9 protein-coding genes and 1 pseudogene are annotated in these 13,525 nt (G+C 39.6%); 8 read left to right on the top strand and 2 right to left on the bottom strand.

Translation table 11 applies throughout. The features are described from left to right. Nucleotides 1–5: 5 nt before the first annotated feature. Together mtaB and dapF are read right to left on the bottom strand one after the other, a co-directional pair. On the bottom strand, nucleotides 6–1,289 hold the full coding sequence (gene mtaB / locus QWU_RS02445) for a tRNA (N(6)-L-threonylcarbamoyladenosine(37)-C(2))-methylthiotransferase MtaB (RefSeq protein ID WP_006589952.1): 1,284 nt from the start codon (nucleotides 1,287–1,289) through the stop codon (nucleotides 6–8). Further along, nucleotides 1,289–2,139: pseudogene (gene dapF, locus QWU_RS08935) on the bottom strand (diaminopimelate epimerase). The gene mtaB and the pseudogene dapF overlap by 1 nt, the downstream one beginning before the upstream one ends. A 221-nt stretch (nucleotides 2,140–2,360) precedes the next feature. On the opposite strand from dapF, the gene QWU_RS02435 reads away from it, so the two are divergent. The 8 genes from QWU_RS02435 to lpdA all read left to right on the top strand — a co-directional run bounded on the left by QWU_RS02435 (nucleotide 2,361) and on the right by lpdA (nucleotide 13,486). Continuing rightward, the gene (locus QWU_RS02435; RefSeq protein WP_006589950.1) at nucleotides 2,361–2,906 is read left to right on the top strand and encodes an AprI/Inh family metalloprotease inhibitor; all 546 of its coding nucleotides are present in this window, start codon (nucleotides 2,361–2,363) and stop codon (nucleotides 2,904–2,906) included. Between the two features lie 99 nt (nucleotides 2,907–3,005). Continuing rightward, nucleotides 3,006–4,190, top strand: a complete 1,185-nt coding sequence (zapE, locus tag QWU_RS02430; RefSeq protein WP_026017272.1) for a cell division protein ZapE — start codon at nucleotides 3,006–3,008, stop codon at nucleotides 4,188–4,190. Nucleotides 4,191–4,482: 292 nt separating this feature from the next. Beyond that, nucleotides 4,483–5,445, top strand: a complete 963-nt coding sequence (mdh, locus tag QWU_RS02425) for a malate dehydrogenase (RefSeq protein ID WP_017196123.1) — start codon at nucleotides 4,483–4,485, stop codon at nucleotides 5,443–5,445. A 95-nt stretch (nucleotides 5,446–5,540) separates the two neighbouring features. Continuing rightward, nucleotides 5,541–6,737, top strand: coding sequence for an ADP-forming succinate--CoA ligase subunit beta (gene sucC, locus QWU_RS02415; RefSeq protein WP_006589947.1), 1,197 nt, complete (start codon nucleotides 5,541–5,543; stop codon nucleotides 6,735–6,737). 3 nt (nucleotides 6,738–6,740) lie between these two features. Beyond that, a complete protein-coding gene (sucD, locus tag QWU_RS02410) occupies nucleotides 6,741–7,643 on the top strand; it encodes a succinate--CoA ligase subunit alpha (protein WP_006589946.1) in 903 nt (300 codons plus the stop codon). A 160-nt stretch (nucleotides 7,644–7,803) separates the two neighbouring features. After that, a complete protein-coding gene (locus tag QWU_RS02405) occupies nucleotides 7,804–10,803 on the top strand; it encodes a 2-oxoglutarate dehydrogenase E1 component (RefSeq protein ID WP_006589945.1) in 3,000 nt (999 codons plus the stop codon). A 32-nt stretch (nucleotides 10,804–10,835) separates the two neighbouring features. Next, nucleotides 10,836–12,047 (top strand): 2-oxoglutarate dehydrogenase complex dihydrolipoyllysine-residue succinyltransferase, encoded by a 1,212-nt coding sequence (gene odhB, locus QWU_RS02400; protein ID WP_006589944.1) that lies wholly within the window; start codon nucleotides 10,836–10,838, stop codon nucleotides 12,045–12,047. A gap of 32 nt (nucleotides 12,048–12,079) precedes the next feature. After that, entirely contained in the window at nucleotides 12,080–13,486 is a 1,407-nt protein-coding gene (gene lpdA / locus QWU_RS02395) for a dihydrolipoyl dehydrogenase (protein ID WP_006589943.1), read from the top strand. Nucleotides 13,487–13,525: the final 39 nt, after the last annotated feature.

Below are 13,525 nucleotides of genomic sequence, written 5' to 3'. Positions count from 1 at the left end.
CCTGTTCAAGCGGCGTTTAATTTTGGAAGGACAGCAATCAATTTATCACCATCATGGTCAACAATAAGGGCTTGAACAATTGTTCCAGCTTTTGCACCTTTTATTTGTGCAAGAGTATAATCTTCTGTTCGTCCAATTTCATCTTTTTCAACGAGAATTGTTTGCTTGCTGTTTTGTAAGCGAACAAGATGTTTTTGGTAAGCCTCCTCACCTGCTTTGCGCAACTGTTCTGCACGCATCTTAATTATTTTGCGGTTGATTTGTGGCATACGCGCAGCAGGTGTTCCTTCTCTTGGGCTAAAAGGAAAGACATGAAGGTGTGTTAAATTACACTCACTGATTAAAGCAAGACTGTTTTGAAACATTTCTTCTGTTTCAGTAGGAAAACCAGCAATTAAATCTGCACCATAAACCATTGTAGGACGTTTGGCACGCAAATCTTGGCAAAATTGAATTGCATGTTCACGTAAATGACGGCGTTTCATTCTTTTTAAAATCATATTATCACCGGCTTGTAAGGATAAATGTAAATGCGGCATGACCCTTGTTTCATAAGCTAAAAGATTTATCAGTTCTTCGTCTGCTTCAATAGAATCAATTGATGACAGACGTAAACGAGGCAAGTCAGGAACATGATGCAAAATTGTTGAAGTTAATTTTCCTAGGGTGGCTTTTCCAGGGAGATCGTGGCCATAACTTGTAAGATCAACACCTGTGAGAACTACCTCTTGAATACCATTATCTATAAGCTGTTTAATTTGTTCAATGACAGCACCCATAGGAACTGAACGTGATGGTCCACGTCCATAAGGGATAATACAAAAGGTACAGCGGTGATCACATCCATTTTGCACCTGTATAAAGGCACGTGTGCGTTCTTCCATTGCACTCACCATATGGGGAGCAATTTTTTGCACTTCCATGATGTTATTGATACGCAACTTTTCGGAATGGTTGATACCAAAATCAGGAAGTTGGTGATAAGAATGCGCGTGGAGTTTATCTTCGTTACCTAAAATAAGATCGACCTCTGTCATTGAGGCAAAATTTTGTGCTTCTGTTTGAGCAGCACAGCCTGTGACAATAATACGGGCATGAGGATTTTCACGTCTCGCTTTGCGAATAGCTTGTTTTGCTTGCCGCACAGCTTCGGCTGTGACGGCACAGGTATTAAAAATAATAGCACCGTCTTTGAGTTTATCTAACTCCGAAGAGGCACTCTCTTTGCGTATAATTTCCGATTCATAGCGGTTTAATCGACAACCAAAAGTTACAATTTCTATTGCCATCAACAGTTATCCTTTTTATAGCTCCCTGTTAAAGGATTTAAAAAACCACTGAATTCATATTTGATTGGACCCGTCATGATAATATGATTGTCTTCTCTATAAAAGATATTAAGTTTTCCCCCTGGTAAATTCACATCGATATGACGTTTTGTAAGTCCACGTCGATATGCAGCTACTGTACTTGCACAAGCAGCACTGCCACATGCTTGTGTTAATCCAGCTCCTCGTTCCCATGTGCGTAAATTTAGACTTTTCTTTGACGTGACATGTGCAATAGAAATATTGCACCGTTCTGGAAAAAGGGGATCATATTCAAGTTTTGGTCCATATTTTTCTAATGGAATATGTTGAATATCACTTTCAATAAAAAAATAGCGTGGAGATTGCCGACAGATACAAGGCATGCATCTTTTAAGGGACCAGCAGTAATTTCTACGTGATTGGTGTCAATTATTTCACGTGAAACAGGCATCTCTTTTGCATTGAAATTTGGACATCCGATATCAACAGAAATGAGGTTGTTGGTTTGGCGTTTGCCTTCAATGATTCCAGCAGGCGTTTCTAGCCGAAAAATCTCACCCAAATTATGATCTGTGAGCCATGCTATGACACAACGGGTACCGTTGCCGCAAGCTTTAGCCATTGAACCGTCAGCATTCCATATTTCAAGGCGAAAATCAGATTTTTTTTGGGTTGGAGGATGAATGGCCATAATTTGATCAAAATAGGCTTCATGATCTGCTGCTAAGGTGAGGATTGCTTGTGGTGTGAAAGCATCTTTGCTGTCGCGCAGATCAGCAACAATAATTTGATTTCCAAGACCGTTCATTTTGCTGAATGGCGTTTTCATGAAATTTCTCTATTTTTAGTGATTACTCACAAAAGATATATGGCTGAAAATATTATAAATTTCTAGTGTTTAATAAATATAAAACTGGTAGCGGAATATTTATCGTTTAAAATAAAAATTTTTTACCCTGTTTTTTTAATTTGTTAATTTATCTTTGTAACATATAACAAATATTCATTCATTGAGTGAGTTTATTTATTGTCGTGGGAAAGAGTGTAGATATGTCGTTTTCAAGAATTTCATTTTTCGTTGCAATATCAACGGTAACGCTTTTAGGGGGATGTTCAACATCGCGGTTTGATAGTAACGATAATGGTAACACATTAGAAGTTTTTTATCCACTTCAACAGATGCCAACACAAGTGATGTCTGATCCATCTTTCTCTCATTCGTTAGCATCTGAAGCAGAGGATTCTTCAATGTATGAGAAAGGAGATTCCCAGAGTGATGGACGGATGGCTAGTCTCGAATTACCAAGCAATGCCACTGATTTGTTTCCGGCTAGTATTGCTGGGGTGTGGAATCTTTCTATGGGTGGTAAAGTTTGCCGAATTGCAACGCCACAAACGAAATTTGGTCAAGGATACCGTGCTGGCCCTTTACACTGTCCAGGAATTGTTTCTCAGGTAAGTTCATGGTTTGTTAAAGGAAAAAGATTATATTTTTATAATAATTCAGGACGTGTTATCGCTACCCTTTATTCTTCCAATGTTGATCGTTTTGAAGGACGCACACTTGATGATCATCCAGTTGTTTTAAGCCGTTAGATCGTTTTTGACCATTTATGAAAAAATGAAAGATATACGCACGAGTCTGTGAAGGGAGCTTATATTTTCATTGAAAACGGATTGAAAAAGGTTGTTTGGATGTTTTTGGTTTCAGCGCGCTATAAGGAGCTAGTGTATAAAGGGGAAATTAGTTTTGATTTGGATCAATTGGCTTTAGCGGAGCATTTTGATCATTTATTACAAGAAATTGTGCAGCAAAGTAGTTCTCGTCCCTTGGCATTTTGGCATTTTTTTAAGAGAAAAAAACGAACTTTTTCTCATTTTTCAAGACAAGGTGGTGGAGATGTTCTCTTCCAAGGGCTGTATATCTATGGTGAAGTAGGAAGAGGCAAAACTATGCTTATGGATTTGTTCTTTTCTTGTTTGCCGCAACAGCGTAAAAAGCGTGCCCATTTTAATGATTTCATGGCTGATGTGCATGAGCGCATTAATATTTATCGACAAGAATCAATACACGCAAAAGCTGGACAACAAGATAATCCTATTTTAGCTGTTGCTGAAGATCTTGCACGAGAAGCCCAAGTGATTTGTTTTGATGAATTTACTGTAACAGATATTGCTGATGCTATGGTGCTTGGTCGCCTTGTTTCTGCTTTATTTTATAAAGGGGTTTTCTTTGTTGCAACTTCAAATGTTGTTCCTGATAACCTTTATTATAACGGTTTAAACCGAGAGCTCTTTTTGCCTTTTATTCAAGTTTTGAAAGCACATGTTCGTGTTATAAATCTTGATGCAAGAACAGATTATCGTCTTGAAAAATCAAATCTACAACATGTGTATATAACGCCATTAGGGGAGCAAGCAAATGAATGCATGGATAAAGCGTGGACACTAGTGTTACAAGGACAGAAGGAAACATCTGATGAACTTCCTATAAGAAAGCGCTTTGTTCATGTTCCACGCACCGGAGCAGGTTGTGCACGTTTTGATTATAAGGATTTATGTGCAAAACCTTTGGCAGCGGCTGAATATTTAGCATTAGGGGAGCATTATCATACGATTTTTATCGATAATGTGCCAGTGATGGATGATACATGCCGAAATGAAACGAAACGGTTTATTCTACTTATTGATGTTCTCTATGAACGCCATATAAGACTATTTATGTCGGCAGCGGTGAAACTTAAAGATTTGTATAAAGGACATGCGCAGACTACAGAAACATTTGAATTTCAGAGAACACAATCGCGTCTTTTCGAGATGCAGAGTCAGGATTATTTAAAAGCGTGGGCAGAACATTTTCTTTTGAAAGAAAAGAGATGATTATAATTTTACTTTTACGTAAACTGTAAGGATAATAACTCTTTGAATTTAAAAGAAGTGTAATAATTCTATTGTATTTTTTAAAAATTCACTTTATCGGTACATTATAGTGGTTTCTAACAGTATGTTTCTATGGAGGATTGTGTCTTCTATGAAGTAAAAAGTTTGATGAGTTTCACCTTTTTCTTCTTTTGAAGGTATTGTTAAAAATATGGCTAAAGTAAAAGAAAATATTTAATATACCGGTGTTGATAAGTATATATTGAGTTCTCTAATTTTAGGAAAAAATAAAATGGCAAGAAAAAAAATAGCTCTTATTGGTTCGGGTATGATCGGTGGCACTTTAGCACATATTATTGGGCTTAAAGAGCTTGGTGATGTTGTTTTGTTTGATATTGCGGAGGGGATGCCACAAGGTAAAGCTCTTGATATTGCTGAATCTTCGCCCGTTGATGGTTTTGATATCAGTTTAAAAGGTGCTAATGTTTACGAGGCAATTGAAGGTGCTGATGTTGTTATTGTAACAGCAGGTGTTGCACGCAAACCTGGTATGAGCCGTGATGACCTTTTGGGCATTAATTTAAAAGTAATGGAACAAGTTGGTGTTGGGATTAAAAAATACGCGCCTTCCGCGTTTGTTATTTGTATTACCAACCCCCTTGATGCAATGGTGTGGGCATTGCAGAAATTTTCAGGTCTTCCTACACATAAAGTAGTTGGTATGGCCGGTATTCTTGATTCGGCACGGTTTCGTCGTTTCTTGTCTGAGGAATTTAAGGTCTCTGTTAAAGATGTAACGGCATTTGTTTTAGGAGGTCATGGTGATTCAATGGTGCCTTTGGTGCGGTATTCAACGGTTGGTGGTATTTCTTTGCCTGACCTTGTAAAGATGGGCTGGACAACACAGGAAAGAATTGACCAAATTATCCAGCGTACCCGTGATGGTGGTGCAGAGATTATTAGTTTGTTGAAAACAGGTTCTGCTTTTTACGCACCAGCCGCTTCTGCTGTTTCTATGGCTGAGGCCTATTTGAAAGATACTAAGCGTGTTGTTCCTGTTGCGGCTTATCTTTCAGGGGAGTATGGGGTTAATGATACCTATGTTGGTGTTCCTGTTGTACTTGGTGCGGGCGGTGTTGAACGGATCATTGAAATTGATCTTGATAAAGAGGAAAAAGATGCCTTTGAGCATTCAGTAAATGCGGTTAAAAAGCTTTGTGAAGCTTGTATCGCACTTGTGCCTGGACTTAAATAAATTGAGCAAGGTTCTGTTCATTAAAATAGAGTATTTGGAACATTAGGATTTGAGGATTAATAATAAAATTATCTGTAAAAGAAAAGGACAAATGCATGAATATCCATGAATATCAGGCCAAACGTCTGCTTCATGAATATGGAGCACCAGTTGCAAACGGTGTTGCTATTTATTCTGTAGAGCAAGCTGAAAAGTGGGCAAAAAAATTGCCCGGACCACTCTATGTAGTTAAAAGTCAGATACACGCTGGTGGTCGTGGTAAAGGGAAGTTTAAAGAACTTACTCCTGATGCAAAAGGTGGTGTTCGACTTGCAAAATCTGTTGAAGAAGTTGTTGCAAATGTCCAAGAAATGCTTGGTAAAACTTTAGTAACCAAACAAACTGGTCCAGCAGGTAAACAAGTCAATCGTCTTTATATTGAAGATGGTGCTGATATCGAGCGTGAACTTTATCTTTCATTGTTGGTTGATCGTAAAGTTGGTCGGGTTGCTTTCGTTGTTTCAACGGAAGGAGGAATGGATATTGAGACCGTTGCTGAAGAGACGCCAGAAAAAATATTAACTCTACCCATTGATGCTACACAAGGTGTTACCTCTGCTGATTGTACAAAGCTTTGTGATGCATTGGAATTGCACGATAGTGCACGGGAAGATGGTGAAAAGCTTTTTCCAATTTTCTATAAAGTGTTTTGTGAAAAAGATATGAGCCTTCTTGAAATTAATCCGCTTATTGTAATGAAGGATGGTCGTTTACGTGTTCTCGATGCGAAAGTTTCTTTTGATAATAATGCTCTGTTCCGTCATCCAGACATTTTAGAACTACGTGATATTTCAGAAGAAGATCCAAAAGAAATTGAAGCATCAAAGTATGACCTCGCTTATGTTGCCCTTGATGGCACAATTGGTTGCATGGTTAATGGTGCAGGTCTTGCTATGGCAACAATGGATATTATCAAGCTTTATGGAGCTGAGCCAGCAAATTTCCTTGATGTGGGTGGTGGAGCTTCAAAAGAGAAGGTAACTGCTGCTTTTAAAATTATCACTGCTGATCCGAATGTTAAAGGCATTTTGGTCAATATTTTTGGTGGTATCATGCGTTGCGATGTCATTGCTGAGGGAGTAGTTGCTGCTGTTCGTGAAGTTGGTTTGAAGGTTCCTTTGGTTGTTCGTCTTGAAGGTACGAATGTTGAGCAGGGTAAAGTAATTATCAGTGATAGTGGTTTGAATGTTATTTCCGCTGATGATTTAGATGATGCTGCTCAAAAAATTGTAGCAGCCGTAAAAGGAGCTTAAACGATGTCAATTCTTGTGAATAAGGATACAAAAGTTCTGGTTCAAGGGCTTACAGGAAAAACAGGAACATTTCATACAGAGCAAGCGCTTGCTTATCATGGTACGCAAATGGTTGGGGGCGTTAATCCTAAAAAAGGTGGTGAAACATGGGAGGGTTCAAAAGGTGAAACTCTTCCTATTTTTGCTAGTGTTGCTGAGGCGAAAGAAAAGACAGGTGCGGATGCTTCGGTTATTTATGTTCCACCTGCGGGGGCTGCGGCAGCTATTATAGAAGCTATTGATGCAGAGATTCGTTTAATTATCTGTATTACTGAAGGCATTCCTGTTATGGATATGGTGAAAGTAAAGGCGAGATTAGAAAATTCACAATCGCGTCTCATTGGTCCTAATTGTCCTGGTATTCTGACACCAAATGAATGTAAAATCGGTATTATGCCTGGTTCTATTTTTAGAAAGGGCTCTGTCGGGGTTGTCTCACGGTCGGGAACTTTAACGTATGAAGCAGTCTTTCAGACAAGTCATGAAGGTCTTGGGCAGACAACAGCTATTGGTATAGGCGGTGATCCTGTTAAGGGTACTGAATTTATTGATGTGTTGGAAATGTTTTTGGCTGATGATGAGACCGAGTCTATCGTTATGATTGGTGAAATTGGTGGTTGTGCTGAAGAAGAAGCGGCGCAATTTCTTCAAGATGAGGCGAGAAAAGGTCGTAAAAAACCGGTGGTTGGTTTTATTGCTGGTCGCACAGCTCCTCCAGGACGTACAATGGGGCATGCCGGTGCTGTTATCTCTGGTGGAAAAGGTGGAGCAGAAGATAAAATTGCTGCAATGGAAAACGCTGGGATTCGAGTTTCTCCTTCACCATCACAGATAGGGAAGACCTTGATGTCGGTTTTGAAGGGATGAAAGAAAATTTCATTTGAATGAGAATGTATTCTTATCCAGGTGGGGGATTATATATGAAAAGGCGAAGGTTTTTTGAATTTTCTGGCTTTCGTTTGTTTTGCAAATATTTAAAGGTCGAAAAGAGATATAAGGAGACGGAATAGATGTTCCGGAGAGGTATATGGCAAGGCAGGACGAGATAAATAGTCTTTTTGCACAAACGTCGTTTCTATATGGTGGAAATGCGGATTATATAGATCAACTTTATGCCGAATATGAAAAAGACCCTACCAGTGTAGATTCACAGTGGCGTACTTTTTTTGAAAACCTTCATGATAAAAAAGAAGATGTTCTTAGAAATGCCGAGGGAGCAACATGGCAGCGCGATCATTGGCCTTTAAAGGAAAATAGTGAGCTGGTTTCTGCTCTCGATGGTGATTGGTCTGTTCTTGAAAAGCATGTTGGTGATCGATTAAAGGAAAAGGCAGTAAAAGATGCTGCGCAAAAGGGGACAATCTGTAGCGAGCAAGATATTATTCGTGCAACCCGCGATTCTGTCCATGCTCTTATGATGATTCGTGCTTTTCGTGCACGTGGTCATCTTCATGCACGACTAGATCCTTTACAATTAGCAGAAAAACTTGAGGATTACAAAGAGCTTTCTCCAGAAGCTTACGGTTTTACTTCTGCTGATTATGAGAGACCCATTTTTATTGATCATGTTTTAGGGTTGGAGTACGCAACTATTCCGCAAATGCTTGAGATCCTCAATCGTACCTATTGTTCAACGATAGGTGTGGAATATATGCATATTTCTGATCCTGTTCAGAAAGCTTGGCTTCAAGAACGTATTGAAGGACCAGATAAGCAGATTGCTTTCACACAGGATGGTAAGAAAGCTATTCTTAAAAAGCTTATTGAGGCCGAAGGATTCGAACAGTTTTTAGATATAAAATATAAAGGGACAAAGCGTTTTGGACTTGATGGTGGTGAAGCGTTGATTCCTGCCCTTGAACAGATTATTAAATGCGGTAGTGCTTTGGGAGTGCAGGAAGTTATTTTAGGAATGGCGCATCGTGGTCGTTTAAATGTTCTTTCACAAGTTCTTGCAAAACCACATCGGGCTATTTTTCACGAATTCAAAGGAGGGTCTTATAAGCCTGATGATGTAGAGGGATCGGGTGATGTCAAATATCACTTGGGAACTTCAGCTGATCTTGAATTTGATGGTAAAAAAGTTCATTTATCGCTTGTGGCCAATCCATCTCATCTTGAAATTGTTGATCCAGTGGTAATTGGTAAGGCACGTGCTAAACAAGACCAGCTTGTAGATCGTGTGCACATTGATGCACTCCCATTGAATGAGCGTTCAAAGGTCTTGCCATTGCTTATTCATGGTGATGCTGCTTTTGCAGGGCAAGGTGTTATTCAGGAAACTTTTGGCCTTTCAGGTCTTAAGGGTTACAATGTTGCTGGCTCTGTTCATGTGATTATCAATAATCAGATTGGTTTTACAACGGATCCGCGTTTTTCACGCTCTTCACCTTATCCATCAGATGTAGCAAAAATGATCGATGCGCCTATTTTTCATGTGAATGGTGATGATCCTGAGGCTGTGGTTTTTGTTGCAAAAGTGGCGACAGAATTTCGTCAAATTTTTCATAAGCCGGTGGTGATTGATATGTTTTGTTATCGTCGTTATGGGCATAATGAAGGTGATGAACCTTCATTCACACAACCACTTATGTATAAAGCGATCCGTAATCACAAAACAACCCTTCAGATTTATGGCAACCAGTTGGTAGCGGAGGGGGTAGTTACTGCTAAAGAAATTGAACAACAAAAAAAGCTTTGGCGTGATAAACTTGAAGCTGAACTTGAAGTAAGCACTTCTTATAAGCCTAATAAGGCTGATTGGCTTGATGGAAGCTGGACTGGTCTTAAAGCTTCTACGAGTACTGATGAGCAACAGTGTGGTGTGACAGGTGTTGAATTAAAAACTTTAAAGGAAATTGGTAAAAAACTTGTCGAGATTCCAGCAGATTTTCATGTTCATAAAACGATACAGCGTTTTTTAAGCAACCGTGCTAAAATTTTTGAAACCGGTGCAGATGTTGATTGGGCAACTGCTGAAGCTCTAGCTTTTGGTTCGCTTTGCTTAGAAGGGGCACCTGTTCGTCTTTCCGGTGAGGATGTTGAACGGGGAACTTTTTCACAACGCCATTCAGTTCTTTATGACCAGGAAAATGAAGCCCGTTATATCCCGTTAAATAATTTACAAAAGGGACAGGCCTTTTATGAGGTTGTCAATTCTATGCTTTCTGAAGAAGCGGTTCTTGGTTTTGAATATGGATATTCTCTTGCTGAACCACGGGGATTAACACTTTGGGAAGCGCAATTTGGTGATTTTTCTAATGGTGCACAGGTCATTTTTGATCAATTTATTTCTTCTGCAGAGCGTAAATGGCTTCGTATGTCTGGTCTTGTCTGCTTGTTGCCTCATGGTTTTGAGGGGCAAGGACCAGAACATTCTTCAGCACGTTTGGAACGTTTTCTTCAACTCTGTGCAGAGGATAATATGCAGGTTGCTAATTGTACAACGCCTGCAAATTATTTTCATATTTTGCGTCGGCAGATCAAACGTGATTTCCGTAAACCATTAATTTTAATGACACCGAAATCACTTTTGCGTCATAAGAGAGCTGTTTCTTTCCTCAGTGAGATGGAACCAGGAACAAATTTTCATCGTTTGTTGCTTGATGATGCAGAACGATTCAAAGATTCTGTCATTAAATTGCAAAAAGACGATAAAATTCGTCGTATTGTTCTTTGTACGGGAAAAGTTTATTACGATCTTTATGAAGAACGTGAAAAAAGGGGTGTTAATGATGTTTATTTGCTTCGTATTGAACAGCTGTATCCTTTTCCTGCAAAAGCTTTAGTGGATGTGTTGTCTCGCTTTTTGCAGGCAGAAGTTGTTTGGTGCCAAGAGGAACCAAAGAATATGGGGGCTTGGTCATTTATTGAGCCTTATTTAGAATGGGTTTTGACGCATATTAGTGCGCAATATTCACGGGCACGTTATGCAGGACGTTCTGCTAGCGCATCACCGGCCTCTGGGTTGATGGTGAAACATCTTGAACAGCTTTCTGCGTTTCTTGAAGACGCATTAGGCTCTTAATTTATGACTACTCTGATGTATGGAAAAATATTATGACTACTGAAATTCGTGTTCCTACTTTGGGCGAATCGGTTACCGAAGCGACTGTTGGTAAGTGGTTTAAAAAGCTTGGCGAGACTGTTGCTATGGATGAACCTTTGATTGAGTTAGAAACTGATAAGGTAACGGTTGAGGTTCCTTCACCTGTTGCGGGGAAATTATCTGAAATCATTGCAAAGGAAGGCGATACAGTTGAAGTGAATGCGCTTTTAGGGGCGATTGAAGCAGGAACTGCAGGTGTTTCTCAGTCATTTTCGCCTGCTGCTACACCTATTCTTGCGGCTGAATCTGCGGTGGGACAGTCTTCTTCCAGCGGTATAATGCCTCCTGCACCTTCAGCAGCGAAAATGATGGCAGAAAATAGTATTATAAAAAGTGATGTTTCTGGTTCTGGAAAGCGTGGACAAATTCTCAAAGAGGATGTTCTTGGGGTTTTAGAACGGAAAACAAAAGCACCTTCTCCTGCAGTTTCTACATCCAGCTCTTTGGCTACTCCTGTTCAAGAAGTACATGAAGAGCGTGTTCGTATGACAAAATTGCGTCAAACAATTGCTCGTCGTCTTAAAGATGCTCAAAATACAGCGGCAATGTTAACCACATTTAATGAGGTTGATATGTCTGCGGTAATGGATTTACGTAAGCGTTATAAAGATATTTTTGAAAAAAAACATGGTGTTAAGCTTGGTTTTATGGGATTTTTTACCAAGGCTGTTTGTCATGCATTAAAGGAACTTCCTGCTGTTAATGCAGAAATTGATGGAACAGATATTATTTACAAAAACTATGTTAATGCAGGAATTGCTGTTGGAACGGATAAAGGACTTGTTGTTCCTGTTGTGCGTAATGCTGATCAGATGTCACTTGCAGAAATTGAAAAAGAAATTGGTCGTTTGGGACGTCTTGCTCGTGATGGAAAATTGGCTGTTTCTGATATGCAGGGTGGAACTTTTACCATTACAAATGGGGGGGTTTATGGATCGTTAATGTCGACGCCAATTTTGAATGCACCACAGTCTGGTATTTTGGGAATGCATGCGATTAAAGAGCGGGTCGTGGTTGTGGATGGACAAATTGTGATTCGTCCTATGATGTATCTGGCACTTTCTTATGATCATCGTATTGTAGATGGCCAAGAAGCAGTGACTTTTCTTGTGCGTGTTAAGGAAAGTTTAGAAGATCCGGAACGCCTTGTTCTTGACTTGTAAAAGTACAATTTTCAGGATGAAAGGAAAAACGGATGTCTTACGATGTGGTTGTGATTGGAGCTGGGCCAGGTGGTTATGTTGCGGCAATAAAAGCGGCACAATTGGGGCTAAAAACAGCAATTATTGAAAAACGTGTGGCATTAGGGGGGACATGCCTTAATGTTGGCTGTATTCCTTCTAAAGCGTTGTTGCATGCATCAGAAGTGTTTGCTGAAACACAACATGGTTTTGAAACACTTGGTATTTCTATTGCAAAATCTAAGCTTAATCTTGAACAAATGATGGCGCATAAAAAAGCTGTTGTGACAGCCAATACAAGTGGTATCTCTTTTTTGATGAAAAAAAATAAAGTTGATACTTTTTGGGGTACAGCCAAAATTTTAAGCGCAGGTCATGTGGAAGTTGTTGCACGGGATGGTAGCACACAAAAAATTGAAACAAAAAATATTATCATTGCTACAGGTTCAGAGAGTGCAGGTATTCCTGGATTAAATGTTGAAATTGATGAAAAGGTTGTTGTTTCTTCTACGGGAGCCCTTGCTCTTGAAAAAGTGCCAACGCGCATGATTGTTGTGGGAGCCGGTGTTATTGGTTCAGAACTTGGTTCGGTTTGGAGTCGCTTGGGGGCTAAAGTTACCATTATTGAATATCTTAATAAAGTTTTAGGATCAATGGATGGTGAAGTTTCACGGCAGTTTCAAAAAATCATGGAAAAGCAGGGGATTGAGTATAAGACTGGTGCAAAAGTAACAGCTATTACACAATCTGGTGCAACTGCCCAGGTAACTTTTGAAGCGGCCAAAGGTGGTGAATCTGAAACTTTAGAAGCTGATGTTGTGCTCATTGCTACTGGACGTTTTCCATACACGGAAGGTCTTGGTTTGATTGAGGTTGGTGTTCAGTTGGATGAGCGCGGTTTTATTTCTATTGATGCGCATTGGCAGACCAGTATTCCAGGAATTTATGCGATTGGTGATGTTGTTAAAGGACCAATGTTGGCGCATAAGGCGGAGGAAGAAGGTGTTGCTGTGGCAGAAATTTTGGCAGGTCAAAAGGGACATGTTAATTTTGATGTCATTCCTAGTGTTGTTTATACACAGCCGGAGATTGCTAGTGTAGGAAAGACAGAAGAAGAACTTAAAGCTGCCGGTATTGAGTATAATGTTGGCAAATTTCCCTTCATGGCTAATGGTCGTGCACGTGCGATGCAAAAAAATGATGGATTTGTTAAAATCCTTGCTGATAAAAAGACAGATCGGGTTTTAGGTGGACATATTCTTGGATTTGGTGCTGGTGAAATGATCCATGAAATTGCAGTTTTAATGGAATTTGGTGGTTCATCAGAAGATTTGGGGCGTTGTTGCCATGCACATCCTACTTTATCAGAAGCAGTGCGGGAGGCAGCTTTAGCTACGTTTGCTAAACCGCTTCATATTTAAATCTAGGTGTGCTTTTTAGTACTCTATGATGCTTTTTGA

It is taken from the genome of Bartonella birtlesii IBS 325, assembly GCF_000273375.1.
Lineage (GTDB): Bacteria > Pseudomonadota > Alphaproteobacteria > Rhizobiales > Rhizobiaceae > Bartonella > Bartonella birtlesii.
This window is presented reverse-complemented; position numbering and strand designations above follow the sequence as displayed.

Coding starts and splice junctions, on each gene's coding strand:
- mtaB (WP_006589952.1), bottom strand. CDS start 1,289: ATGGCAATAGAAATTGTAACTTTTGGTTGTCGATTAAACCGCTATGAA.
- QWU_RS02435 (WP_006589950.1), top strand. CDS start 2,361: ATGTCGTTTTCAAGAATTTCATTTTTCGTTGCAATATCAACGGTAACG.
- zapE (WP_026017272.1), top strand. CDS start 3,006: ATGTTTTTGGTTTCAGCGCGCTATAAGGAGCTAGTGTATAAAGGGGAA.
- mdh (WP_017196123.1), top strand. CDS start 4,483: ATGGCAAGAAAAAAAATAGCTCTTATTGGTTCGGGTATGATCGGTGGC.
- sucC (WP_006589947.1), top strand. CDS start 5,541: ATGAATATCCATGAATATCAGGCCAAACGTCTGCTTCATGAATATGGA.
- sucD (WP_006589946.1), top strand. CDS start 6,741: ATGTCAATTCTTGTGAATAAGGATACAAAAGTTCTGGTTCAAGGGCTT.
- QWU_RS02405 (WP_006589945.1), top strand. CDS start 7,804: ATGGCAAGGCAGGACGAGATAAATAGTCTTTTTGCACAAACGTCGTTT.
- odhB (WP_006589944.1), top strand. CDS start 10,836: ATGACTACTGAAATTCGTGTTCCTACTTTGGGCGAATCGGTTACCGAA.
- lpdA (WP_006589943.1), top strand. CDS start 12,080: ATGTCTTACGATGTGGTTGTGATTGGAGCTGGGCCAGGTGGTTATGTT.